Genomic DNA, 22,686 nt, shown 5'->3' on the forward strand with positions numbered 1-22,686 from the left:
TAACAATACCTTTGCAAGCTCAACACTATTAACTGTTTATAGCATGCAACTGTACAACAAATTAAGTGCTGAAGAAAGAAGAACTATGATACGTGAGGCTGGTAAAGAGCGCCTTACGATTTCTTTCTATCAGTATGCCCGATTAGGAAATCCAGAATTATTTAGAAATCATCTTTTTGTCGCATTTGACAATTTAGAAGTATTAGGCCGTATTTATGTAGCCCATGAAGGTATAAATGCGCAGCTCTCTATTCCTGCTGATCGTTTTATGGAATTCAAGAACTTTCTAGACGATATCTACTTCCTAAAAGATATAAGACTAAATATCGCTCGTGAACAAGATAACGAAAGCTTTTTAAAGCTAAAGGTCAAAGTTCGTAACAAAATTGTTGCCGATGGCTTAAACGACGAGACTTTTGATGTGACCAATAAAGGTCAACATGTCAATGCCGAGCAGTTTAATGCTCTAATTGAAGACCCAAACACGATTCTTGTGGATATGAGAAATCATTATGAAACTGAAATCGGCCATTTTAAAAATGCTTGGACTCCAGATGTAGATACTTTTAGAGAAAGCTTGCCAATTATAGAAAACGAGATCAAGCAACATAAAGAGGATAAAAAACTGGTAATGTATTGTACTGGTGGAATAAGATGTGAAAAAGCTAGTGCCTATTACAAGCATAAAGGATTTAAGGATGTTTACCAATTAGAAGGTGGTATTATCGAGTACCACAGACAGGTAACAGAAAAGGGATTAGAAAATAAATTTAGAGGAAAAAACTTCGTTTTTGACCAAAGATTGTCTGAAAAGATTGGTGATGAGGTGATTGCTAACTGCCACCAATGTGGCGAACCATGTGACACTCATACAAACTGTGCTAATGATGCTTGTCACTTGTTATTTATTCAATGTGATTCTTGTAAAGAAAAGTATGAAAACTGTTGTAGTCAGGAATGTAATGACATTATCCAACTTCCTCTAGAAGAGCAAAAAAAACTACGTGCTGGTCACTATAATAGCAACAATATTTTTAAGAAAGGTAAAAGCGAAAAGCTTAAGTTTAAAAAACATGTTTAATTAGTAAAAAAAGGGCTTTCAAAATTGAAAGCCCTTTTTTAATGATTTAATTATACATTTATTTTTTCTTCATAATTTTTCTTATTCCTATTCCTAATGCTGCAGCAATAGCTAGTGCTATTCCAGGAATAAAAGCGACGTCTTCAACCGTGTCATCAAAACCTGGTTGTGCCATTACAATTGAGTTGCTTACTATTAGTACTATAAGCGTGATATATAACTTTGCTTTCATGTTTTGATTTTATTTTATGAGGATTTTTCTTGTTGTTGAATCTGTTCCGTTACTTACTGTTACGAAGTAAACTCCTGCTGTTAAATTGCTTAAATCACTTATTGTAATTCCATTAGTTGTTACATGAGTATTAATAGATCTAATTTTTTGTCCTAAACTATTAAATAGTAAGGCTGATAATTCATTATTACCTGAATTACTTACCTCTATATGCAATTGATCTCCATTTACAGGATTAGGATACAACCTTAGATCTTGAGCAAATGTTGATTCTTCAGTAGATAAAGTAACTGTTTGAAAAACTAGTTCAAATCTGTTAGAATTGATAGTATTTACATCATTGAAATCTACACTAAAGAATACATTTGTTGTAGCGTTATTAGATACAGGTGTTAATTGTCCCGTAAACGTATCTTTAATAAAGACATCCACATTTGAAAGCTCGTTAATTGAAACTTGCATAGCATAATCATTAACCTGATAATTAGATATGTTTAAAACTACAGTTTCAGAAGCTGTAGGAAGTGAGCGTCGTTCAACTGCAAGTTTATTGATGCCTTTTTGTACGGCGATATTTGCGTTTAATCCATCTAATTTAACGGCATCATTATAGTCTACATTATCACTGTGCTGGTTATCAAAATGAATGTACATCCCATCACTTTCCGAAAGATTATTATTTAATCTTGAAGTTTGAAATAATTTTATTCCTACAAAACCATTTAATGGATTTGATCTAAAAACGTTCTGATTTGAAGTACCAGTCACCTTGTCTGACTCACTTACTGTTAAACTAGTAGCTCCAGTCGCTGCTGCAAAAAACACAGCTTGACCTGGGTCTAAAATGTTACTAGCTGTACCTGCGGTACCAGTACCAGAACTTATATTAATTGCTACATAATTACCTTTTACTCCTAATGTAGGATCCCAATAATACATATCAACTCCAGTATTAGCCGGTGAAACTGAAGCCATATCAATTTTGGCCTGATAAGGATTTGCCATGGCAAAGAATTCTCCATCTGCTATAGTAGGTGTCATGTTCATATCTCCAGTATACAGCGTTCCTGTAGCTCTTAATGTTGTGGCTGTTTGAGCTGCGTTATTATTACTTAAATCAGTCGTTCTATCACCTCTTACATATAATCTATAGTAGGTTCCAGTATTCAATATTTCTGAATTAGTATTTGTAATAGCGTCCCATGACTGAGTTCCATCATTCCACTTAAACATACTTGGATTACCTGTTGGTGTTTCATCATGACCAGAGGTAGCGTTTACACTTCCTATTGTTCCTGTCGTTCCGGTCACATGAACTCCAAAACCAGTACTATTGTTACCAGATTCTTGCCAGCTATCAAAAACTGTTTCCCCAGAAACGGATGAACCAACAAAACGGAAGGCTCTATTTGAAGCAGGTATATAGCGCTCTACATTTACATTACCACTTATTGAAGCTCCTGCTCCTAATGGAGCTAAAACGGCTGTGCCAGAGGCATCACTTTTAAAGGTTAAACCTCCATTTGTTGTTAAATTACCATTTGCGACAGTAAGTGTTCCTAATAGGTCCTGGGTACCACTTAAATTAACGTTGTTTGTATTATCAATTGTGAGATTATCGATGATACCTGTACCAGAAATATCTTGTGCACTAGAACCATTTAAGACTATTGCATTTGTACCTAGTAAACTACCATCATTAACTAGGCTACCATTTATTATTAAATCGCCTGCACTCGCATCTAACGATGCTCCAGACTCAACAGTCACATTACCAGCTGTAATTCCTGCTGATAAAACAGCAGTAGATCCAGACTGAATTATTAAGTTATCATTAGCTGTAATATTCCCTTCTGGGTTATTACCGCCCATCCATGATGAGCCATTCCATGTATAATCCGTACTAGCTGCCTGTACTCCAAAATCATCAACGAATAAATCAAAGTCTGACGAACCAGCGCTACTTGCCTTCGCTATTATACCGAACCTAACTAAACCTGAATAGGAAGATAAATCAATGGTAATAGAATCACCGCTATTTGAAGGTTCAGTTCCTTGTGACCAATTTTGCAACACATTAGAAGATGACCAGGTCACACCGTTATCTGTTGAGATCAAAAGACTAACTGAGTCAGTGGCTTCGAAGCTTGCTGAACCTGTACCATTCCATACAGTAGCTCCGATATCAAAAATTAATTCATAATTATTACCTGTGCCTAAATCGTACGAAGGGCTTATTAACCATTGTCCAGTTGTATTTGTATACATATTATATTTGGCCGAATTTGATGAAGTCCCATTCAAGTAATCATCATCTGTCCATGCAGAAGATCCAAATGACAATGAAGTGTCTATCTCACCAGTAGCTTCTTCCCAACAATTCGGTAAATAAACTGAGAAATCTTCTATGGTATTTGGTGTTAACGGCGCACATGTGGTTGCAAAGCTTACTACACTAGACCAATCACTAGTATCTGTAGGAGAGCAAACTGCACGTATATAAATATCGTAATCAGTTTCAGGAGTTAAACCAGAAAGAGTATATGGATTTGAATTTGCACTTACTACCGTACCTGTTCCTTGAGTAAATCCGCTAGCTCCGTATTCTAATTCCCATTCGGTTTCACCATTTATTGCACTCCATGTGATTTGTGCAGAACTTGAAAAAGGAGCTGCAGATAAATCCGCTGGCATGATACAGTTAGGTGCCATTGTAAATGAAATATCATCTAGATAATAACTATCGTAAGAACCTGTTTGTCCATGTTTTATTGCCATATAAGAATCTGTTCCTGCTGGAATTACCACGGTTACATTTTCAAATGATGATGATGTTAGTGTTACTACCTCAACAGAAGTAAAGGTAGCAGGGTCATTAGCATCTGTAATTGTTCCTATTTCTAATTCTTGACCCGTTGATCCTTTAACACCAAATGATACTTGAATTCCATCAGTTGTTAGTTCAGCGATTTGTGGAGAAATCAACATATAGGTCCCTGTAGTATTAAAACCATTATAAAGACGGAATGATTTATTACCTGATTGGACATTGACTGTAGAATTGTCATAAACATAAGCAGCACCAGAGCCTGAATCTATCATATTCCAGCAGTCTGGGGCATTCGGTGAAGATGTGCTTCCCGTTGCTGTTGACTCAAACCCTTCGGTAAAAGGCACATTGAAAATCAAACATGATGTCGTAAAACTATAAACGCCTGACCACGAACTCGTATGTGTTAATGAACATTTAGCCCTTACATAAACGTCGTAATTCGTGTTTGCTGATAAACCTGATAGAGTATAAGGATTGGTGTTAGCTACTACAACAGTACCAGTACCTTGCGTAAAGCCACTAGCTCCATATTCTAATTCCCATTCAGTTTCACCGCTGCCACCGCTTGTCCATGATAAATCTATACTATTGGAATCTATATTACTTCCATCTAAAGAATAAGGTTCTGAACATGCAGGTGTTTCTCTTACTCTAAGCTGGCTAAAATGGAAGTAAACATCCTCTGTGTCATTAACACTACCGTCGGTTCCATAAAATGCAAATTGAACTGGTCCTGATAGAGATGAAATGTCATAAGATAGGTATTCTCCCGTATCAGATGGTTCATTTCCTTGAGTCCAAGACTGCAACGTAACCCACGTATTACCACCATCCACCGAATACACAAAAGCTACTAAATCATCTGATCCTAAACTTGCTCCAGAACCACTGTTAGCATTTTCGGTCAATGCTACTGTAATATTAACTTCAGTTGCATTGGATGTCGTTACATCAATTAATGGAGATAGTACCCAATCTGACCTATTGTCTGTATATAAATTAATAGCATTACTAGGAGTACCACCGTAGTTGGATGAATACCATAATCCTGATCCTAAATTACTTGGGCCAGTTGCTAATGTTCCATCGCCTGCTTCGTTCCAACAATTGTCTGAGAGATTTGCAGGTATTGCTGCGTTAAATTCTAAATTAAAAGCGCTACAAAGAGTGGTGAAACTTTCACTTGAAGACCATTCACTTGAATCAGTTGGTGAACATACTGCCCTTACATAAACATCATAATCAGTATTTGCCGTAAGTCCTGATAAAGTGTATGGGTTGCTATTAGTTGACACTATGGTACCTGTTCCTTGAGTAAATCCACTAGCTCCGTATTCTAATTCCCATTCAGTTTCACCGCTGCCTCCAGAAGTCCAATCTAAGTCTACAGAGGTTGGTGTTACATTTGAAGAAGTTAATGAGGAAGAAGCAATACATGTAGGCAAGGTCAAAAAATTTACCACTGAAGACCAATCACTTGAATCAGTTGGTGAACAAACTGCTCTTACATAAACATCATAATTAGTATTTGCCATAAGGCCTGATAAAGTATAAGGATTGCTATTAATTGATACGATGGTACCTGTTCCTTGAGTAAATCCGCTAGCTCCGTATTCTAATTCCCATTCAGTTTCACCGCTGCCTCCAGAAGTCCAATCTAAGTCTACTGAGGTTGGCGTTATAGCACTTGCACTTAATACGCTAGGGCTTAAACAAGAAGGTGGCACAGGTACAATTATCTGAAAAGAAGCTTCCAATTCTAATTCTGGTGACCCTGGTTCCCAATTAAAACTTGCATCAACCGTTGATGGATCGCTGGGTGAATTTCCACCGTTATCACCTATTACCGATCCGTATGCAGTAACAGAAATAGTCGTTCCATCCCAACCGTCAGAGTATTGATCATAACAATTAACATAATAAGTTCCTGGAGCGATAGAAATGTCTTGATTTATTAATCCTGCGCCATTGCTATACGATCCATCACCTTGACCCCACACTTGAGTTCCACCACCATCCACAGCTGTGGTTATACTAACCCATTTCTCGTTAGGAAAACTTCCTCCAGAGGTTGTTATATTAATAGTCGATTGCGACAACGCGTAAAAAGAAATAAAAGAAAATAATACAAGTAGTTGTGCTTTCATATTCAATAGTTTTTGAAAGAGAACCTTAAAGAAACAACTATTACCGTTAATTGTTAATTTTATATTAATAAAATAGACAAAGACACCTTTTAGTAAGATTAAAAACACAATACCTCAAACCAATTATGCACTTTCTTGTTTATATTTAACTAATACACAAGTTAATTTCCACAAAACCGCCGTTTTTATTAGAGAAAAATTATTTCACTATGTACATAGGCGAAAGCTGTAAGAATTGTTAATAATTACCTAAAACCAGAAAGCCATGGTAAACAAGATGAAAAAAAGTGAATTTCGTTATATCTTGAACCACATTAAATAATACACTATGCGCTGCACATTAACAGTCCTCATTTTTTTCCTTTCTTCCACTTTGCTTTTTGCGCAAAATCTCACTAACCTAGAATTTAAAAACATTGGTCCTACTGTCATGTCTGGACGTGTAGTGGATATTGATGTGAATCCACAAGACCCAACCGAGTTTCTTGTAGCCTATGCAAGCGGTGGTTTATGGCATACTACAAACAATGGTACAAGTTTCTCTCCTATAATGGACAATGCCATCACCATAAACTTAGGCGATATCGCTGTTGACTGGAAAAATAAAACCATATGGGCCGGAACCGGAGAAAACAACGCTAGTAGAAGCAGCTATGCTGGTGTAGGAATTATTAAATCATCCGATTGGGGAAAAACATGGAGCACGCCCATGCTCAAAAATAGTCAACACATAGGTCGCATTATAATTAACCCTGATAATCCAAACAATGTTGTGGTTGCTGTTACAGGTCCATTATATTCTTTAAGTGAAGAAAGAGGAATGTACAGTACCATGGATGGCGGTAAAACCTGGAATAAAACGCTATACATTGACGATAAAACTGGTTTTATTGATCTAGCTCATGATCCTAACAACTTTAATACCCAATACGCTACTAGTTGGGAGAAGGATCGTAAAGCATGGAATTTTGATGGCGCTGGTAATGGAAGCGCCATTTACAAAAGTGAGGACGCTGGCCTTACCTGGACTAAAATATCGACAGTAAACAGTGGATTCCCTACTGGAATAGGTGTAGGACGTATAGGCCTTTCTGTATTTGATGATAACACATTATACGCTATTCACGATTCACAATTTAGAAGAGCTAAGAAAGATGGAGATAACGCTTCAGCAAAAGCGAACTCAAAAAAAATCAATAAAGAGGACTTTAAGTCAATGTCAACCGATGATTTCTTAAAACTTGATAATAAAGTGCTCAATGCTTTTCTAAAGGAGAATGGATTTCAAGAGAAGTATAGAGCAGAAAGCGTTAAAAACCTGATACAAAAAGGTGAAGCAACGCCGGCTGACGTTGCACTATATCTAGAAGACGCAAATAGCCAACTTTTTGACACACCTGTTAAAGGTGCCGAGCTGTATCGTAGCGATGATGCAGGAAAAACATGGTACAAAACACATGAAGGACAAATTGATGATGTTTTCTATAGCTACGGTTATTACTTTGCTCAAGTAAGAGTAAATCCTAGAGACATCAATGAAGTTTATATAATGGGTGTTCCCATAATTACTTCGAACGATGGTGGGAAAACCTTTAAAAACATATCACGTGAAAATGTTCATGCAGATCATCATGCTCTATGGGTAAATCCTAACAAGCAAGGCCACCTTATAAATGGTAATGATGGTGGCGTAAACATTTCTTACGACAACGGTGAAACCTGGATCAAAAACAATACACCTAGTGTAGGTCAATTTTATGCTATTAATTATGACCTAGAAGAGCCTTATCAAGTTTACGGTGGTTTACAGGATAATGGTGTATGGGTAGGATCACACACTGCGCGAGAAAATAGAGCTTGGCATCAATCTGGTCAGTATCCTTGGGAAAGTATAATGGGCGGTGATGGTATGCAAATTCAAATTGACAATAGAAATAGTAATATCGTTTACACAGGTTTCCAATTTGGGAATTACTTTAGACTTAATAGAGAAAACGGTGATCGCACTTACATCCAGCCTAAACATAAGTTAGGAGAAAGTCCTTATAGATTTAATTGGCAAACTCCTATTCTTTTATCCTCTCATAATCAAGATATTTTATATTTAGGAGGCAACAAATTAATGCGCAGTCTAGATCAAGGAGACACGTGGACAGCTATTTCGCCAGATCTTACTAAAGGTGGTAAGCCAGGTAATGTAGCATACGGCACAATAACAACTATAAGTGAATCAAAGTTTGAATTTGGACTTATTTACGCAGGTACAGATGATGGACTTGTACAACTTACTAAAAATGGAGGTAGTACTTGGGAGCAATTAGACGGTCCATGGCCTAATGACCTATGGGTAAGTCGCGTAACAGCAAGTTCACATAAAAAATCAAGAGTATACGTTACTCTTAATGGATATCGATGGGACGATTTCCAGTCTTATGTATATAAAAGTGAGGATTATGGTAAAACGTGGGAACGATTAGCCACTTCGATACCTGGGTCGCCAGTTAATGTTATAACAGAGCATCCTAAGAAGGAAGACTACTTGTTTATAGGAACTGATAATGCAACTTATGCAAGTTTAGACCAAGGTAATACTTGGACATTGTTATCAGGTGGTATGCCTCCAGTTGCAGTTCATGATATAAAAATACAACCACAAACAAATGATTTACTTATAGGAACTCATGGTAGATCTATTTACTTAGCAAATTTAAATGCTCTAGACCTTGTAGGTACAGAGTTTAAAATGGCTTCTATTGAGGATCTTAGGTTCTCTAGAAGGTACGGCAGTCGTGGATTCCTATGGAGCAATGGACCAACTCCAAAAATCCAAATTTCATACTTCAACCCTACTGCTGGAAAAGTTAATCTAGAAGTAAAAAACGAAGCTGGTAAAACTATCTATGAGACCGCTTTTACTAGTGATCAAGGATTGAATTTTTATACCTACGACGGTAGTATAAGTAAAGCTGGGCTTAAAGCATTTAAAAAAGGTGATCGCCCTGATCCTGCTCAAAATGGTGTGACCTACTTACCTAAAGGCACTTATACAGTTCACCTGTCAGGTAATAGTGGTGATAGTAAAGAAACTCTTGTCGTTAAGTAATCTATAACTATAGCGCTGCTATAAAGGAATTTACTAATTTTGCATTATGCAAGAAACGAACAGACAGAAGAAGATAGCTGGTATTCTACAAGAGGACCTTACACAGGTCATACAGAATATCATGAGAAAGAATGCGGTTAAGAACCTCATCGTTTCAGTAACAAAAGTGCAAGTAACTCCCGATTTAGGATATGCTAAGGTGTTTTTATCTGTGTTCCCAGCAGACAAGGCAGAAACTGTGGTAAAAGAAATAAAAGAATTAGGAAGTAGCATAAGGCATGAAGTTGCATCAAAGGTTAGACATCAAATGCGACGTATGCCCGAACTACAATTTTTTAATGATGATTCCCTAGAGTACATGGAGCAATTAGAGAGAGAACTCAAAGGCGAGAACAATCCTATTGAACAACCTGACACTCTTCCTAGACGTAAAAAACTATAGTGTCTCTATCCTCCTTTATTGCAAGACGGTATTTGATATCAAAAAATGGTAAAAACGCCATTAATATTATCAATATACTTAGTTTTATAATTACTGTAGTTGGATCTGCATCACTATTTATTGTATTGTCAGGGTTTTCAGGTTTAAAGGATTTTAGCACCCAGTTTTCAAGTTATTTTGATCCGGACTTATCTATTTTCCCCAGTCATGGTAAGGTTGTTGAAATTCCGCTTTCGCGAAAGCGAACTCTAGAAAATCATCCCTCGATCCAATTAGTTTGTCCCGTAATAGAGGAAAAGGCTTTTTTAAATTATCAAGATAAAAACGATATCGCCTATATCAAAGGTGTTCCCGATGAATACATTGATATGGTGAAAATAGATTCTATTCTATATTACGGCTCTTGGTTAGGAAAAAGTAATGCTCAAATTGTGGCCGGACAAGCTATAGCATCAGACCTATCTTTAAGTGTCAATGACTACAGTGAATTTTTACAAATCATGGTGCCTAAACCTGGTAAAGGAGCCATTACCGCTTTAAATATTCAGAGTTCGTTCAACACACTAGATGCTATTGCTACAGGTACCTTTAGCATCAATGAAAATCTAGATAATAAATACGTGTTTATGCGATATGAAGCGGCACAGAAGTTATTAAACATGCCCGATTCTATGGCTAGTGCCGTTGAAATTAAACTAAGTTCTTACGAAAGTGAAAATGAAGCTCGTGAATTGATTAAGGATATGTATGGAGACAGCGTAGTAGTAAAGAATAAGTTCCAGTTGAATGATGCTTTGTATAAAATGTTGAATTCTGAAAATCTTGCGGTCTACCTTATTTTTACTTTAGTACTAATTATCGCCTTGTTCAATGTGATAGGTGCTATTATCATGATGATATTGGACAAAAAGCAAAACCTAAAAACTTTACTCGATTTAGGTGCGACCGTGCACGAATTGCGCAGGATATTCTTTATTCAAGGTAGCTTGATGACAATTACTGGTGGTGTCTTAGGATTATTAATTGGCGTTGCTGTTGTTTATTCGCAGCTGGAATACAAATTAATTTACATAGCTCCACAGTTACCTTATCCAGTAGCTATGCGATGGGAAAATATTGTAGTAGCATTTGGAACTATAGCCATTTTAGGAATAATTGCCAGCTACGTAGGGTCTAGACGTATTAATGATCGCTTACTTTCTCAGGCAAAACTGTAATCACCAAATTTATCTAACACCTCGTCTAGCGCATCATATACTCCTTGAGCATCGTCACTGGTTACCATCTTCATGCGATATTCTTTGAAGTTAGGAATACCTTTAAAGTAATTGGTATAGTGCCTTCTAGTTTCAAAAACTCCCAAATGCTCACCTTTCCAGGCAATGGACATTTCTAGGTGACGTCTAGCAACTTTAACACGTTCTTCCATGGTAGGTTTTGCCATGTGAGTTCCATGTTCAAAATAGTGCTTTACTTCTCTAAAAAACCAAGGATAGCCTATACTTGCTCGACCAATCATCGCTCCGTCGAGACCATATTGATCTCGCATTTCCATAGCGCGTTCTGGAGTATTTACATCACCGTTTCCAAATACCGGAATATGCATTCTAGGATTATTTTTGACTTGCGCGATAGGTTCCCAGTCTGCATTACCCTTATACATTTGCGCTCTGGTACGTCCATGAATGGAGATTGCCTTAATACCTACATCTTGTAAACGCTCAGCAACTTCAACAATTTTAATGGAATCATGATCCCAACCTAATCTTGTTTTTACCGTTATAGGAAGCTTGGTGTGTTTTACCATAGCCTCGGTTAGTGATACCATTAAATCGATATCTTTTAATATACCAGCACCAGCTCCTTTAGAAACTACTTTTTTAACAGGACAGCCGAAGTTGATATCAATAATATCCGGTTTAGTTTGTTCAACTATTTCAACACTCCTCAGCATTGAATCTAGATTAGCTCCAAAGATTTGAATTCCCACAGGGCGTTCAGCCTCGTAGATGTCAAGTTTCATTGTACTTTTTGCGGCATCTCGTATCAATCCTTCACTAGAAATAAATTCTGTGTAAACGACATCGGCGCCATTTTCTTTGCACAAGGCTCTAAAAGGCGGATCACTCACATCTTCCATAGGAGCAAGAAGAAGAGGAAAATCTGGTAATTGTATATCTCCAATTTTAGGCATACTGCAAAGGTACTATGTATTTTAAAACTACCATTAATTAGGTTTAAGTATCAGAAATACTTGTATTTTTTGATCTGTTATAAATTTGTGATATGTTTTATAGTTATTCTAACATATAGCTTCAACAGATGAAATTATTTTTCGCTCATGAAACAAATTTTATCAATCGTAGCCATTCTTCTTGTAGCTATAAGCTGTAAAAAAGAGGCGCCCAAAGTGGAAACTCAGGAAAAAGTTTCTACAGTAGAAAATCAAATGCCCAAAGTAGACTATTCTGCCTATCCAGAAGAACTCATTAAGGTTTTTAAAGCACATGGTGGATTAGAAACATGGAAAAGCATGCGTAGCATGACGTATCAATTAAATGAGCAGTCTACTGTAACAGACCTACAAAGTCGAAACATACTGCTGGAAACAGATAACTATATGATAGGCGGTAATGATGGTAAAGTATGGATCGCACAGGATAGTACTTATTTTGATCCAGGTAGGGCTAGATTCTATCACAATCTCATGTTTTATTTCTATGCCATGCCATTTGTATTATCTGACGATGGTATTAATTATTCGCCAGCAGATTCTCTAACTCATAAGAATGAAACGTTCCCAGGTATCAAAATAAGTTATAATGAAGGAATAGGTGATGCACCTGACGACAATTATATTCTCTATTACGATCCTTCTAGCTATGAAATGAAGTGGTTAGCTTATACCGTGACCTATGGTAAAAATGAAGAGTCCAACAATTATAGCTTTATTAAATATGAAGATTGGAATGAAGTAAACGGGTTACTACTACCTGTAAAATTACAGTGGTACACCGTAAAAGATGGGAAACCAGATACTCCTAGAGGTGATGCCCGTCTTTTTGAAAAAATTGATGTAGACAATGCCCCAATGGATAATGGTATGTTCAAAAAACCAGAAAATGGCATCTATGTTGACTAAAAAAAATGACGTACCTTTCATAGAGTAAACTAACTCAATACATTATGGAAGGAATTAGATATTTTATTTTAGGAATATGTATTCTTATTATCGTTCTTTTAGTAGTTACATACATGAAGAATAAAAAGAAAAGAAGACTTAGAAAATAAAGAAAGCTGGCTAGTAGCCAGCTTTCTTTTTCTTTAGACTAATGATATCTTTGCTTGACTTGCTCACGCAGTAAAAAATCAAACTGGACTATGAAATACAACCCAATTAATCCACAATTATTCATTAAAAACCGCAAAAACTTTATGGGGATGATGAAACCATCAAGCCTAGCTGTTTTTAATTCAAACGATATTTTCAAAACAGGTGCAGACAGCACCATGCCTTTCAAACAACATAGAGACATCTTTTACCTTTCTGGGGCTGATCAAGAAGACACTATTTTGGTACTTTTTCCTGATTGTCCAGACCCTAATTTGAGGGAAGTACTTTTTGTGACCGAGACCAATGAGCACATAGCTATTTGGGAAGGAGAAAAATTAACTAAAGAAAAAGCTACTGAAATAACCGGTATTACAAGTGTTTTTTGGCTTAAAGACTTTGATAAAAAGTTTTTTGAAATGATGACTATGTGTGATACGGTTTATTTTAATACAAACGAACACTATCGTCAAGCAGTGGAAATGGAAACACGTGAAGATAGATTTATCAAAAAATGTAAATCTCAATTCCCTGCTCACAATTATGCTAAAAGTAATCCTATTTTACAGAGGTTGAGAGCTGTAAAGGATCCTATTGAAATTGATCTCTTAAAACACGCTTGTGACATTACAAATGCTGGTTTCCGTCGTGTATTAGATTTTGTAAAACCAGGAGTTTGGGAATATGAAATAGAGGCAGAATACCTTCATGAGTTTATAAAATCACGTAGTGACGGATTTGCCTACACACCTATTATCGCTAGTGGCAATAATGCAAATGTTCTTCATTATATTGAAAATAATAATCAATGTAAGGATGGTGAATTAATACTTATGGATGTAGGAGCTAGTTATGCAAATTACTCTAGTGACATGTCTAGAACCATTCCTGTAAATGGAACGTTTACTAAACGTCAAAAACAAGTATATAATGCTGTTTTAAAGGTTAAAAATGAAGCTACAAAAATGCTCGTACCTGGAACAATGTGGAAAGAGTATCACGTTGAGGTGGGAAAATTGATGACCAGTGAATTAATTGATCTAGGATTATTAGATAAGGCCGATGTACAGAACGAAAACCCTGAATGGCCTGCCTACAAAAAATATTTCATGCATGGTACATCGCACCACATAGGGTTAGATACACATGATTACGGTATTCTATGGGAACCTATGCAAGCAGGAAATGTATTTACCGTAGAACCTGGAATATATTTACCAGAAGAAGGATTTGGAATAAGATTAGAAGACGACGTCGTTATCCAAAAAAGTGGAGAGCCGATTAATTTAATGGAAAACATACCTATTGAAGTTGAAGAAATTGAAGAATTAATGAATTAATATGAATAAAAAACCGAAAGTCTAATATTTAAACTTTCGGTTTTGTTTTTTTTCACTGTTCAATTTCTTTGCTCTCAGTCTTTTTAACTTAGCAATTTTAGGAATAGCTGTCTTCTTACGCTTCTTTTTTCTTTGACTTGCGCCAGCGAGCAAATTGATTAATTTTTTAAGGACAAGCTCTTTATTTTTAGCTTGACTTCTAGATTCTTGACAGCTTATTTTGATGCTGCCTTGTTGAGTAAGCTGACTTTTTAGGTTATCTAGGATAGTTTGTTTTTCCGCTTCCGCGAAAGCGTAACTGTTAATAACATCAAACTCTAATTGAACCTTTGTTGCCACTTTATTAGCGTGTTGACCACCGGGACCACTACTTGCAACAGCTTTAAACATTACCTCGTTTTTAATTTGTTCAACATTCATTACCTAAGGTGCGCTGGTTTGAGTAAATCATTAACAGTTTTAACTGGGTTGAATGTGGAAACTGGAACCTCTACAAAAATGGTATTCCAATAAGCCATTGAGCCATTCCATAATCCAGGAAGCTCTTGTGCTTTTAGCTTAAAACCAAACCTAGATTTTAGGGTAATAAAACCCATTTCTGGATCGCAATATTTTTGCAGATCAAATTTATCTCCTTTATAATCACGTACACAGCAAACTATATCGACTGGATTAAAATGAGTACATTCTTTAGCAATGTTTTTTTGTTTCTCATTTTCTTTATTCACCTGTGCGCTTTCCACAATTTGTAAATTAATTCCGTAACTAGATTTTACCCAAAACGGACCACCACCTGGTTCTCCTTCATTTTTAACCATACCGCACACTCTTAATGGTCTGTTTAAACAATCTATCAGGGTTTCTATCTGATTTTGGAATGAATACTTTGAAAAATCCTTAGGTAAAGCGGTTCCTATTGAGTTTTCTAGAAAATCTACAATTTGTGAAATATCAGTACTCGTTCCATTTAATAATTGATTTAAATAGGAATCTATTTGTTTCTTGTATGTGACTGCTATACCTGCAAGGTATTTTTTAAAATATGCAGATTCTTGATGCATTGCTGTTGTGGTGACATTATCAATATTTTTAATAAAAATAAGATCGGCATCAATTGCATTCAGATTTTTTAATAATGCTCCATGCCCTGCTGGTCTAAAGAACAAACCACCTTTATCATCAAGTATGGGCTGGTTATTTAAATTTACTGCAACTGTATCGGTAGCAGTATCTTGAAACGAAAAATCTACAACAAGCTTCTTTTGAACTCTTCTTTCAATGTGGTCCTTAATAGCTTCCAATTCATCTAAAAAATCCTTGTGATGATTAGGTGATACCGTAAAATGGAGTTTAACCTGATCATTAACGCTTGCGTAACCAGCTGTCTCGCTTAAGTGTTCTTCAAAAGCTGTACGTACATAGCTGCCATAATCATGAAATGGGATTAAACCTTTGGGTTTACTTGCATAATTTGCACCATTTTCAGACAAAAGAAATTTTATGAATTCCAATTGTTGTTGATACTTTTTCAACCCTTCATAAATGGGGTTTTGAGCTTTTAGTTCCTGTTCAATATCTCGGTAAAAAGGGAATTTTTCAAGGGCAACAAGAAAGGTGAATAACTGGTCACTCTTAGTTGTATTAATATAAGCATTTAGGCTTATTTCATCAGGATTGTAAGAGTGTAAAAATTCATGGAGAAATTTAAACATTCTAGTTGCAGCACCACTGGCAGGAATAAAATTTACCTTTTCAAGGTTCTCACCTAGCTGTTCATATTTATATATATACTCTGCTTGCTCCTGATCATTGTGTTTATTAATCCCATCATTTAAAGTGGCAGGCCTATCTAAATCTAAATTAGGAAATCCTTTTTTAAATCGATCAATTTGTTCATTAACTTGATCTATGGAAATGCCTTTTTCTTTTAGCTGTTGTATTTGGTAGTCAGTATAATTCATTATTAAATAGATAAAGAATCTATGGCAGCGATAGCATTTTTTAATCTTTCAGGTCCCTTTCCCGAAATAAGCTTATAGGGCTTATTAAAAGTTTGTAAAGCGGCCTCAAATTTATGAAACATTTCTTCTCGCTCTTCTGGTTTGTCCCTTAAATCATCCTTAACCCAACTAATATCCACATCCATCAATAAATATAAATCATAATGAGATTCATGAACAGCCTTTTCAATCGACAATGGAACTTGATTAAAATAAGCTAAACTATAAACATAAGTTTCTAAGATATCTGTATCACAAAAAACATAATCAGATCCCTTTAAAGTCGCCTGATTCTCAAGATTTCTTTGACCTACTGCAATAGGTTTAAGATCTTGTAATGTGCAAACGTGTTTTGACTCATCCCACTTTCTTTGCAAATATTCTCTTGCAAATTCTGGGATGAAAATTGAGTTATAATGAAGCGCTAGTTCTTGTGCGATAGTACTTTTTCCTGTACTCTCTGGACCATAAAGTACTATACGCTTGCCTTGATAATTGAGTTGTTTAGGTATTTCTTCCATGCATAAAATCCAGCCACAGCCATTATCAATAAAAATAGGTATAAAAATGCACTAAAAGTGTAACCCTTATAAAAATATAAAGGTATTGAGATAAAATTACCTATGCCTAGAACTAACCAATGCTCTAACTTCCTTTTTGCCATCAACCACATTCCTGCAAAAAACAATCCTGTCGTTACCATGTCAATGTAGGATACTACACTTTCCATACGATTTGTAGAGACATATAGAATATAGATGCAAAACGCAGCGAGTATTGAGATTGTAATAGCTCTAATCCATTGCTGTTTTGATGTCAAAGAGATTTGAAGTTCCGTGTTATTCTTCCCTCCTTTAATCCAAAGATACCAACCGTATATACTCATAATTAAATAGTACAAGTTTATAACCGCATCTCCCAATAAATTCCAGTTTACTAACAAGTAAGTAAATATGGCAGTGCTTACAATCCCAAAAGGAAACACTAAAAAGCTGTTACGATAAGAATAAAGCACACTTACAACGCTAGCCACAACAGCTGTCAACTCAAGTATTATGTGAGTGCTTGAATACTCAGAATACTGGGAAAATAAGAAATCAATAACCTCCATTAAAAGAAAGGTTGGTAGTCACTACGATCTGATTTTACCAGTTTCATGTATACAAGAACCGCTTCTTGATTATCAAAACTAGTCTCTATAGCATCAGTCAAAAATTCCATTAATGGTCTATAATCCCCATAAATCTGAGTAGAAAGTGGGTTTTCTAAAACCTTAAAGGATGAATTACGCAAGGTTTTGATAAACTCGATTATGAGTGGCTCGTATCCATCTTGTAAAGGCGACATGGTTAATTCTATAGAAACTTTCATAGTTGATTTTATTGCAAACTTAGTCCATCCATTCCACATTTTCCTCAATCGCAGTTCCTACTACGCACAAACTAGCACCGGAAGTAAACGCTCGTTCAATTTGACTTACATCACGCAATCCACCACCTACTATGATAGGCAGTGAACAACTACTCTTTACTTTTTCAATAATACCAGCTGCAACAGGTAGGACAGCACCGCTACCAGCTTCTAGATAAACTAGTTTGTGCCCCAAAAGTTCTCCAGCAACCGTTGTCGCTGTAATTAATTCTATATCTGTTTGCTTGTAGGGTTGTGAATTAGTAACACGTTGTACAGCTGTAGACTTTCCTCCATCAATCAGTAAATAAGATGTAGGGATGGCAAGTATCTTATGTTGTTTTATGAAAAGTGCACTTTTAATTTGTTCTTCAATGAGGTATTGCGCACTTCGACTGCTCATGAATTGTAAATACAGCATGGCGTCACAATGAATAGAGACTTGCTCGTGAGATCCAGGAAAAATAATTACAGGTAGCGTAACTAGACCTTTAAATTCCTTTAACCATTTATCTAGATCAACTTCCATAGTGCTACCTCCTATAAAGAAAAACACCTCATTTAGGTTCAATTTCTTTTTTAAAGAAAGTGCTTTTTTAGATATCGCTTTCGCGAAAGCGTAATCAACAGCAGTCTTTTCTGGATCAATTAAAATGGCTAACGATCTACCTGACTTAATGCGAGATACCCAATCCATAAATTAAGCAGGAATAACGTAAACCATCATAAAGTTCTCAAAACCCAAATAAAACAAGTCGTAATAACTTGAGTCACCATTAAAATGAATGCTACAGCGTGACTTAGGATGAGAAAAATCGATAGGTTCTACCTGACAATGAGCTTTAAATCCCAATCCCTTTGACCCATACAATTTGTACATCGACTCCTTTGCACCCCAAATGATGGTCAGTAATTTGACTTGTTGTGAACTATTATAAACACAGGTGTTTTCGTATTTGATAAACTTTTTGGCGATGCGTTTAATTTTCTCTCTTTTTTTCTCAATATCGATCCCTACAGGAGTATCGCTCACTATTATTGCCGTGAACTCATAACTGTGCGTTATTGAGATGAATTTTCCATCATTAAGATGCGGTTTACCTTTATCATCATAGAACAATTCAAGGTCTGTATACCCAGCTACATGTAATAAATGACGTATACTCAAGAAACCTCTTCTATGTAACTCCGAGCTCATGGTCAACAACCGTTGTTTACTATTTTCACTTAAGGTGATTCCCGAGCGTAACTGGGCTTCAGTTTCAGTGATTTTCCAAATATGAACAACTGTGTTGTGTCTGTTGTTAAGGGTTTTGTAAAGAGGCATTAATATGGCAGTTTTTTAGTAGCTTTGCTGCCGCAATTTAATAAATAATAAAGGCTTGTAAATTACTGATTATAAACAGTGTTTTTATCAAACAAGCTTAAATATTTTACAATTATGAGTGATACAAAAGTACCTTATGTTCCTTACAAAGTAAAGGACATGTCACTAGCCGAATACGGTCGTCTAGAAATTGAACTAGCTGAGGCAGAAATGCCTGGTTTAATGGCGTTAAGGGAAGAATATAAAGATGAGCAACCTTTGAAAGGAGCTCGCATCGCAGGATGTCTACACATGACAATTCAAACTGCAGTTCTTATAGAAACTTTAGTTGCCTTAGGAGCAGATGTAACTTGGTCTTCTTGTAACATTTTCTCTACACAGGATCATGCTGCTGCTGCAATCGCTGCTGCTGGAATTCCTGTATACGCATGGAAAGGTATGACTGAAGAGGAGTTTAACTGGTGTATAGAACAAACTTTATTCTTTGGTGAAGATCGTGAACCGCTTAACATGATATTAGATGATGGTGGTGATTTAACTAACATGGTTTTTGATGAGTATCCAGAGTTAGCTAAAGGAATCAAAGGTCTTTCAGAAGAAACTACAACTGGAGTACATCGTTTATACGAACGTATGAAAAACGGAACTCTTGTAATGCCTGCTATTAACGTAAATGACTCTGTTACTAAATCAAAATTTGATAACAAATACGGATGTAGAGAAAGTGCTGTCGATGCCGTACGTAGAGCTACTGACACGATGCTAGCTGGAAAGCGTGTTGTGGTTTGTGGATATGGTGATGTAGGTAAAGGTACTGCTGCTTCATTCCGCGGTGCTGGTTCAATAGTTACAGTGACTGAAATAGATCCTATTTGTGCTTTACAAGCGGCGATGGATGGTTTTGAGGTGAAAAAGTTAGAATCGGTTGTTGGTAATGCTGATGTTGTAATAACTACTACTGGAAACAAAGACATCGTAAGAGGTGAGCATTTTAAAGCAATGCGTGATAAAGTGATCGTTTGTAATATTGGACACTTTGACAACGAGATTGATGTTGCCTTTTTGAATGATAATTACGGAGATACCAAGGTAGAAATCAAACCACAGGTAGACAAGTATACTATCGATGGTAAGGATATAATTTTACTTGCAGAAGGTCGTTTAGTAAACCTAGGTTGTGCTACTGGTCACCCTAGTTTTGTAATGAGTAATTCCTTCACTAACCAAACTTTAGCTCAAATCGAGTTATGGAACAACAGTGAAAATTATAAAAATGAGGTTTACATGTTACCGAAACATCTCGATGAAAAGGTAGCTGAATTACACTTGCAAAGAATAGGTGCAGAATTAACTGAACTACGTCAAGACCAAGCAAAATATATAGGTGTAGAAGTTAAGGGTCCATTCAAACCTGAATATTACAGATATTAAATTATCTTAATTAAGAAAATTTTAGCTGAAAAATTAAAATTAAATACGTTACATTGCGACATTATGTATAAATTAATGTGTTTAAGTTTTGATTTTCAATTCACTAAATGCACTAAAAAGATTGAAGCAGTATGACAATAATTGAAGAAGCTCGTGAATGGTTAGACAGCTCGATGAGCAACATGTCAACAAGTGACCGCGTACACGCATCGAGAGAAGCTAAAAGGCTTGTACTAGGAGTTAATGATTTATTTAAGGAATCTAAGGATCCTGAATTAATGGAATTAATGAAAGAACTTACAGCTAAAAAGCAGAAGATCGAGAAGCGACTTAATCCTAAAATACAAGTGTAATCTAAGAATATTAAAGCCCAGTTTTTTAAACTGGGCTTTTTATTTATTCGTTTTTAAAATTATTTACCACCCCACATATCTTGGTGGTTTTATTCCCTTCATATTAATATAAACAATCAATTGTCCTCTATGATGAGTAACGTGATCTTGAAGCAAATTCAAGATTTGTAATTTAGATTTTTTACCCGCAAAGAAATCTACCTCAACCGATAATTCAGACTCTGAAGTCGATTCAATTCTTTGATAAACCTCATCAAAAGTTGCTTCTAACAACTCTAGGACCTGCTGTTTACTTAAGTTAGGATCATAGGTTTCCCTTTCAAATTTTTCATTTGAAAAGTAACTTGTACTCAACCATTTCATATTACCAATTACATGAAGTAATTGCCCTTTAAAAGTCATCTCTCGTTCAGTAGGTCTATAATTGTATAACTCCTCTGGCATTGATTGAGCTATTTCTACTAAATATTCTTTTGAATTACTCCATTTTTCAAGAAAAGCACCTTTTACTGTAGATTGTTGTGCCATAATTAGGTTAGTAGTTACTATTAGTAGTGCTGTAAGAAAAAGTCTCATAATTATATAAAGTGAGCGATAATTGCAATAAGCCCTACTGCAAAGCAGTAATATGAGAAGTAATGTAGTTTTGCTTTTTTAACTAATTTAATCATCCATTTACATGCTATCCATCCTGTTACAAACGCAGCTATAAAACCAGCAATTAAAGGTAAATTTTGATCTGCTTGAAATTCTATTTTTCCACCTAAGAGATCTTTGGCAATTTTCCCAAATATTAAAGGAACAACCATTAAAAATGAAAACCTTGCAGCTTTAGTCCTGTCGTTTCCTAATAGGACACTAGTACTTATAGTAGCACCGCTACGGGAAATACCAGGCAACATTGCAATTGCCTGAGAAACTCCAATTATGACAGCATCTTTCCAAGAAACGTTCTTATTTGTATCCCTTGCTTTACCTGCCAGGAACAGCAGTAAACCTGTAATAATAAGCATAAAGCCTACTAATAATACATTACCTGAAAAAAGGGACTCTAGTTGCTCTTCAAAAAATAATCCTACTATCACCGCAGGAATCATTGACAATACAATTTTAAGAGCAAATTGAAACTCTTCATTCCATTTAAATTGAAATATGCCTTTAAATAATTCAAAAATGTCTTTTCTAAAAACAATAATAGTACTCAATGCTGTTGCAAAATGTACAAGAACTGTAAATAGTAAATTTTCATCTGGATCTTGTACTTGCGTGTCTAAAATTGCTTTTCCCAATTCTATATGGCCACTGGAAGACACTGGGAGAAACTCAGTAAGACCTTGTATCACTCCTAGAATAATCGCATCAACTAATTCCATTACTTATCTGGGTTTAATAAAATAGCATAAACCTCAATACCAAAGCCTAGAATAACAATTGCCGGAGCCAACCTGATTCTTCTCCATGAGAATATCTCTTCATTAAAAACATTAGGATCATTAGAAGCGCCTCCAGACATTAAAATGAAACCTGTAGCAATTACTACTAGACCAATAATCATCCATAAGTAGTTTTTCTTTTTAAACAGGAACTCTACTTTTGGCTTCAAGTTTTGCTCGTCGCTTTTGATATCTTTCTGCTCGTTATTCATATGTGAAATAG

At 35.8% G+C, this 22,686-nt stretch carries 21 protein-coding genes; 8 read left to right on the forward strand and 13 right to left on the reverse strand.

From position 1 onward, the window contains the following. The first annotated feature begins 43 nt into the window (after nucleotides 1–43). Nucleotides 44–1,081 carry an oxygen-dependent tRNA uridine(34) hydroxylase TrhO gene (gene trhO / locus BST91_RS11085; RefSeq protein WP_042276862.1) on the forward strand — a complete coding sequence of 346 codons (1,038 nt, stop codon included), beginning with the start codon at nucleotides 44–46 and terminating at the stop codon, nucleotides 1,079–1,081. Between the two features lie 58 nt (nucleotides 1,082–1,139). On the opposite strand, the gene BST91_RS13120 is transcribed toward trhO, so the two are convergent. Together BST91_RS13120 and BST91_RS11090 are read right to left on the reverse strand one after the other, a co-directional pair. Continuing rightward, entirely contained in the window at nucleotides 1,140–1,313 is a 174-nt protein-coding gene (locus tag BST91_RS13120) for a hypothetical protein (RefSeq protein ID WP_157539248.1), read from the reverse strand. Nucleotides 1,314–1,322: 9 nt separating this feature from the next. Then, nucleotides 1,323–6,293, reverse strand: coding sequence for a fibronectin type III domain-containing protein (locus tag BST91_RS11090; protein ID WP_085775408.1), 4,971 nt, complete (start codon nucleotides 6,291–6,293; stop codon nucleotides 1,323–1,325). Between the two features lie 328 nt (nucleotides 6,294–6,621). Here BST91_RS11090 and BST91_RS11095 point away from each other — a divergent pair, with 328 nt between their 5' ends. Genes BST91_RS11095 through BST91_RS11105 form a run of 3 tightly spaced genes read left to right on the forward strand, consistent with a single transcriptional unit; the run spans nucleotide 6,622 to nucleotide 11,055 of the window. Then, nucleotides 6,622–9,396, forward strand: a complete 2,775-nt coding sequence (locus BST91_RS11095; protein WP_085775409.1) for a WD40/YVTN/BNR-like repeat-containing protein — start codon at nucleotides 6,622–6,624, stop codon at nucleotides 9,394–9,396. A 46-nt stretch (nucleotides 9,397–9,442) separates the two neighbouring features. Then, nucleotides 9,443–9,838, forward strand: a complete 396-nt coding sequence (gene rbfA / locus BST91_RS11100; protein ID WP_042276856.1) for a 30S ribosome-binding factor RbfA — start codon at nucleotides 9,443–9,445, stop codon at nucleotides 9,836–9,838. Then, nucleotides 9,838–11,055, forward strand: coding sequence for an ABC transporter permease (locus BST91_RS11105; protein ID WP_085775410.1), 1,218 nt, complete (start codon nucleotides 9,838–9,840; stop codon nucleotides 11,053–11,055). Before rbfA ends, BST91_RS11105 begins: the two co-directional genes overlap by 1 nt. On the opposite strand, the gene dusB is transcribed toward BST91_RS11105, so the two are convergent. Next, on the reverse strand, nucleotides 11,040–12,032 hold the full coding sequence (dusB, locus tag BST91_RS11110; protein ID WP_060523533.1) for a tRNA dihydrouridine synthase DusB: 993 nt from the start codon (nucleotides 12,030–12,032) through the stop codon (nucleotides 11,040–11,042). The genes BST91_RS11105 and dusB overlap by 16 nt on opposite strands. A gap of 147 nt (nucleotides 12,033–12,179) precedes the next feature. Here dusB and BST91_RS11115 point away from each other — a divergent pair, with 147 nt between their 5' ends. Together BST91_RS11115 and BST91_RS11120 are read left to right on the forward strand one after the other, a co-directional pair. Then, on the forward strand, nucleotides 12,180–12,980 hold the full coding sequence (locus BST91_RS11115; RefSeq protein ID WP_085775411.1) for a DUF6503 family protein: 801 nt from the start codon (nucleotides 12,180–12,182) through the stop codon (nucleotides 12,978–12,980). 239 nt (nucleotides 12,981–13,219) lie between these two features. Beyond that, nucleotides 13,220–14,509: an aminopeptidase P family protein gene (locus BST91_RS11120; RefSeq protein WP_085775412.1), complete on the forward strand. Its 1,290-nt coding sequence runs from the start codon at nucleotides 13,220–13,222 to the stop codon at nucleotides 14,507–14,509. A 21-nt stretch (nucleotides 14,510–14,530) separates the two neighbouring features. On the opposite strand, the gene arfB is transcribed toward BST91_RS11120, so the two are convergent. The 7 genes from arfB to BST91_RS11155 are packed head-to-tail and all read right to left on the reverse strand — an operon-like array spanning nucleotide 14,531 to nucleotide 19,246. Continuing rightward, nucleotides 14,531–14,899 (reverse strand): alternative ribosome rescue aminoacyl-tRNA hydrolase ArfB, encoded by a 369-nt coding sequence (arfB, locus tag BST91_RS11125; RefSeq protein ID WP_244895629.1) that lies wholly within the window; start codon nucleotides 14,897–14,899, stop codon nucleotides 14,531–14,533. 29 nt (nucleotides 14,900–14,928) lie between these two features. Continuing rightward, nucleotides 14,929–16,470: a DUF4301 family protein gene (locus BST91_RS11130; RefSeq protein ID WP_085775414.1), complete on the reverse strand. Its 1,542-nt coding sequence runs from the start codon at nucleotides 16,468–16,470 to the stop codon at nucleotides 14,929–14,931. 2 nt (nucleotides 16,471–16,472) lie between these two features. Further along, nucleotides 16,473–17,030, reverse strand: a complete 558-nt coding sequence (locus BST91_RS11135) for an AAA family ATPase (protein WP_085775415.1) — start codon at nucleotides 17,028–17,030, stop codon at nucleotides 16,473–16,475. Further along, entirely contained in the window at nucleotides 16,985–17,620 is a 636-nt protein-coding gene (gene pnuC, locus BST91_RS11140) for a nicotinamide riboside transporter PnuC (RefSeq protein ID WP_085775416.1), read from the reverse strand. Before pnuC ends, BST91_RS11135 begins: the two co-directional genes overlap by 46 nt. Further along, the gene (locus BST91_RS11145; RefSeq protein WP_060525043.1) at nucleotides 17,620–17,880 is read right to left on the reverse strand and encodes a hypothetical protein; all 261 of its coding nucleotides are present in this window, start codon (nucleotides 17,878–17,880) and stop codon (nucleotides 17,620–17,622) included. Before BST91_RS11145 ends, pnuC begins: the two co-directional genes overlap by 1 nt. A gap of 19 nt (nucleotides 17,881–17,899) precedes the next feature. Beyond that, on the reverse strand, nucleotides 17,900–18,616 hold the full coding sequence (locus tag BST91_RS11150) for a geranylgeranylglyceryl/heptaprenylglyceryl phosphate synthase (protein WP_085775417.1): 717 nt from the start codon (nucleotides 18,614–18,616) through the stop codon (nucleotides 17,900–17,902). Nucleotides 18,617–18,619: 3 nt separating this feature from the next. Further along, nucleotides 18,620–19,246 (reverse strand): 4'-phosphopantetheinyl transferase family protein, encoded by a 627-nt coding sequence (locus tag BST91_RS11155; protein ID WP_060523525.1) that lies wholly within the window; start codon nucleotides 19,244–19,246, stop codon nucleotides 18,620–18,622. Nucleotides 19,247–19,360: 114 nt separating this feature from the next. Here BST91_RS11155 and ahcY point away from each other — a divergent pair, with 114 nt between their 5' ends. Together ahcY and BST91_RS11165 are read left to right on the forward strand one after the other, a co-directional pair. Then, nucleotides 19,361–20,677 carry an adenosylhomocysteinase gene (ahcY, locus tag BST91_RS11160; protein ID WP_060523524.1) on the forward strand — a complete coding sequence of 439 codons (1,317 nt, stop codon included), beginning with the start codon at nucleotides 19,361–19,363 and terminating at the stop codon, nucleotides 20,675–20,677. Between the two features lie 131 nt (nucleotides 20,678–20,808). Continuing rightward, on the forward strand, nucleotides 20,809–21,030 hold the full coding sequence (locus tag BST91_RS11165) for a hypothetical protein (protein ID WP_042276832.1): 222 nt from the start codon (nucleotides 20,809–20,811) through the stop codon (nucleotides 21,028–21,030). Nucleotides 21,031–21,093: 63 nt separating this feature from the next. On the opposite strand, the gene BST91_RS11170 is transcribed toward BST91_RS11165, so the two are convergent. Genes BST91_RS11170 through BST91_RS11180 form a run of 3 tightly spaced genes read right to left on the reverse strand, consistent with a single transcriptional unit; the run spans nucleotide 21,094 to nucleotide 22,675 of the window. After that, the gene (locus BST91_RS11170; RefSeq protein WP_085775418.1) at nucleotides 21,094–21,606 is read right to left on the reverse strand and encodes a DinB family protein; all 513 of its coding nucleotides are present in this window, start codon (nucleotides 21,604–21,606) and stop codon (nucleotides 21,094–21,096) included. 2 nt (nucleotides 21,607–21,608) lie between these two features. Continuing rightward, complete coding sequence (gene uppP / locus BST91_RS11175) at nucleotides 21,609–22,403, reverse strand: undecaprenyl-diphosphatase UppP (RefSeq protein WP_060523522.1); 795 nt, start codon at nucleotides 22,401–22,403, stop codon at nucleotides 21,609–21,611. Further along, a complete protein-coding gene (locus tag BST91_RS11180) occupies nucleotides 22,403–22,675 on the reverse strand; it encodes a DUF3098 domain-containing protein (RefSeq protein ID WP_042276828.1) in 273 nt (90 codons plus the stop codon). Before BST91_RS11180 ends, uppP begins: the two co-directional genes overlap by 1 nt. Nucleotides 22,676–22,686: the final 11 nt, after the last annotated feature.

The organism is Nonlabens tegetincola (assembly GCF_002117085.1).
GTDB lineage: Bacteria > Bacteroidota > Bacteroidia > Flavobacteriales > Flavobacteriaceae > Nonlabens > Nonlabens tegetincola.

Excerpts from the sequence above, each read along its gene's own strand:
- trhO (WP_042276862.1), top strand. The coding sequence starts at position 44 with ATGCAACTGTACAACAAATTAAGTGCTGAAGAAAGAAGAACTATGATA.
- BST91_RS13120 (WP_157539248.1), bottom strand. The coding sequence starts at position 1,313 with ATGAAAGCAAAGTTATATATCACGCTTATAGTACTAATAGTAAGCAAC.
- BST91_RS11090 (WP_085775408.1), bottom strand. The coding sequence starts at position 6,293 with ATGAAAGCACAACTACTTGTATTATTTTCTTTTATTTCTTTTTACGCG.
- BST91_RS11095 (WP_085775409.1), top strand. The coding sequence starts at position 6,622 with ATGCGCTGCACATTAACAGTCCTCATTTTTTTCCTTTCTTCCACTTTG.
- rbfA (WP_042276856.1), top strand. The coding sequence starts at position 9,443 with ATGCAAGAAACGAACAGACAGAAGAAGATAGCTGGTATTCTACAAGAG.
- dusB (WP_060523533.1), bottom strand. The coding sequence starts at position 12,032 with ATGCCTAAAATTGGAGATATACAATTACCAGATTTTCCTCTTCTTCTT.
- BST91_RS11115 (WP_085775411.1), top strand. The coding sequence starts at position 12,180 with ATGAAACAAATTTTATCAATCGTAGCCATTCTTCTTGTAGCTATAAGC.
- BST91_RS11120 (WP_085775412.1), top strand. The coding sequence starts at position 13,220 with ATGAAATACAACCCAATTAATCCACAATTATTCATTAAAAACCGCAAA.
- arfB (WP_244895629.1), bottom strand. The coding sequence starts at position 14,899 with ATGTTTAAAGCTGTTGCAAGTAGTGGTCCCGGTGGTCAACACGCTAAT.
- BST91_RS11130 (WP_085775414.1), bottom strand. The coding sequence starts at position 16,470 with ATGAATTATACTGACTACCAAATACAACAGCTAAAAGAAAAAGGCATT.
- BST91_RS11135 (WP_085775415.1), bottom strand. The coding sequence starts at position 17,030 with ATGGAAGAAATACCTAAACAACTCAATTATCAAGGCAAGCGTATAGTA.
- pnuC (WP_085775416.1), bottom strand. The coding sequence starts at position 17,620 with ATGGAGGTTATTGATTTCTTATTTTCCCAGTATTCTGAGTATTCAAGC.
- BST91_RS11145 (WP_060525043.1), bottom strand. The coding sequence starts at position 17,880 with ATGAAAGTTTCTATAGAATTAACCATGTCGCCTTTACAAGATGGATAC.
- BST91_RS11150 (WP_085775417.1), bottom strand. The coding sequence starts at position 18,616 with ATGGATTGGGTATCTCGCATTAAGTCAGGTAGATCGTTAGCCATTTTA.
- BST91_RS11155 (WP_060523525.1), bottom strand. The coding sequence starts at position 19,246 with ATGCCTCTTTACAAAACCCTTAACAACAGACACAACACAGTTGTTCAT.
- ahcY (WP_060523524.1), top strand. The coding sequence starts at position 19,361 with ATGAGTGATACAAAAGTACCTTATGTTCCTTACAAAGTAAAGGACATG.
- BST91_RS11165 (WP_042276832.1), top strand. The coding sequence starts at position 20,809 with ATGACAATAATTGAAGAAGCTCGTGAATGGTTAGACAGCTCGATGAGC.
- BST91_RS11170 (WP_085775418.1), bottom strand. The coding sequence starts at position 21,606 with ATGAGACTTTTTCTTACAGCACTACTAATAGTAACTACTAACCTAATT.
- uppP (WP_060523522.1), bottom strand. The coding sequence starts at position 22,403 with ATGGAATTAGTTGATGCGATTATTCTAGGAGTGATACAAGGTCTTACT.
- BST91_RS11180 (WP_042276828.1), bottom strand. The coding sequence starts at position 22,675 with ATGAATAACGAGCAGAAAGATATCAAAAGCGACGAGCAAAACTTGAAG.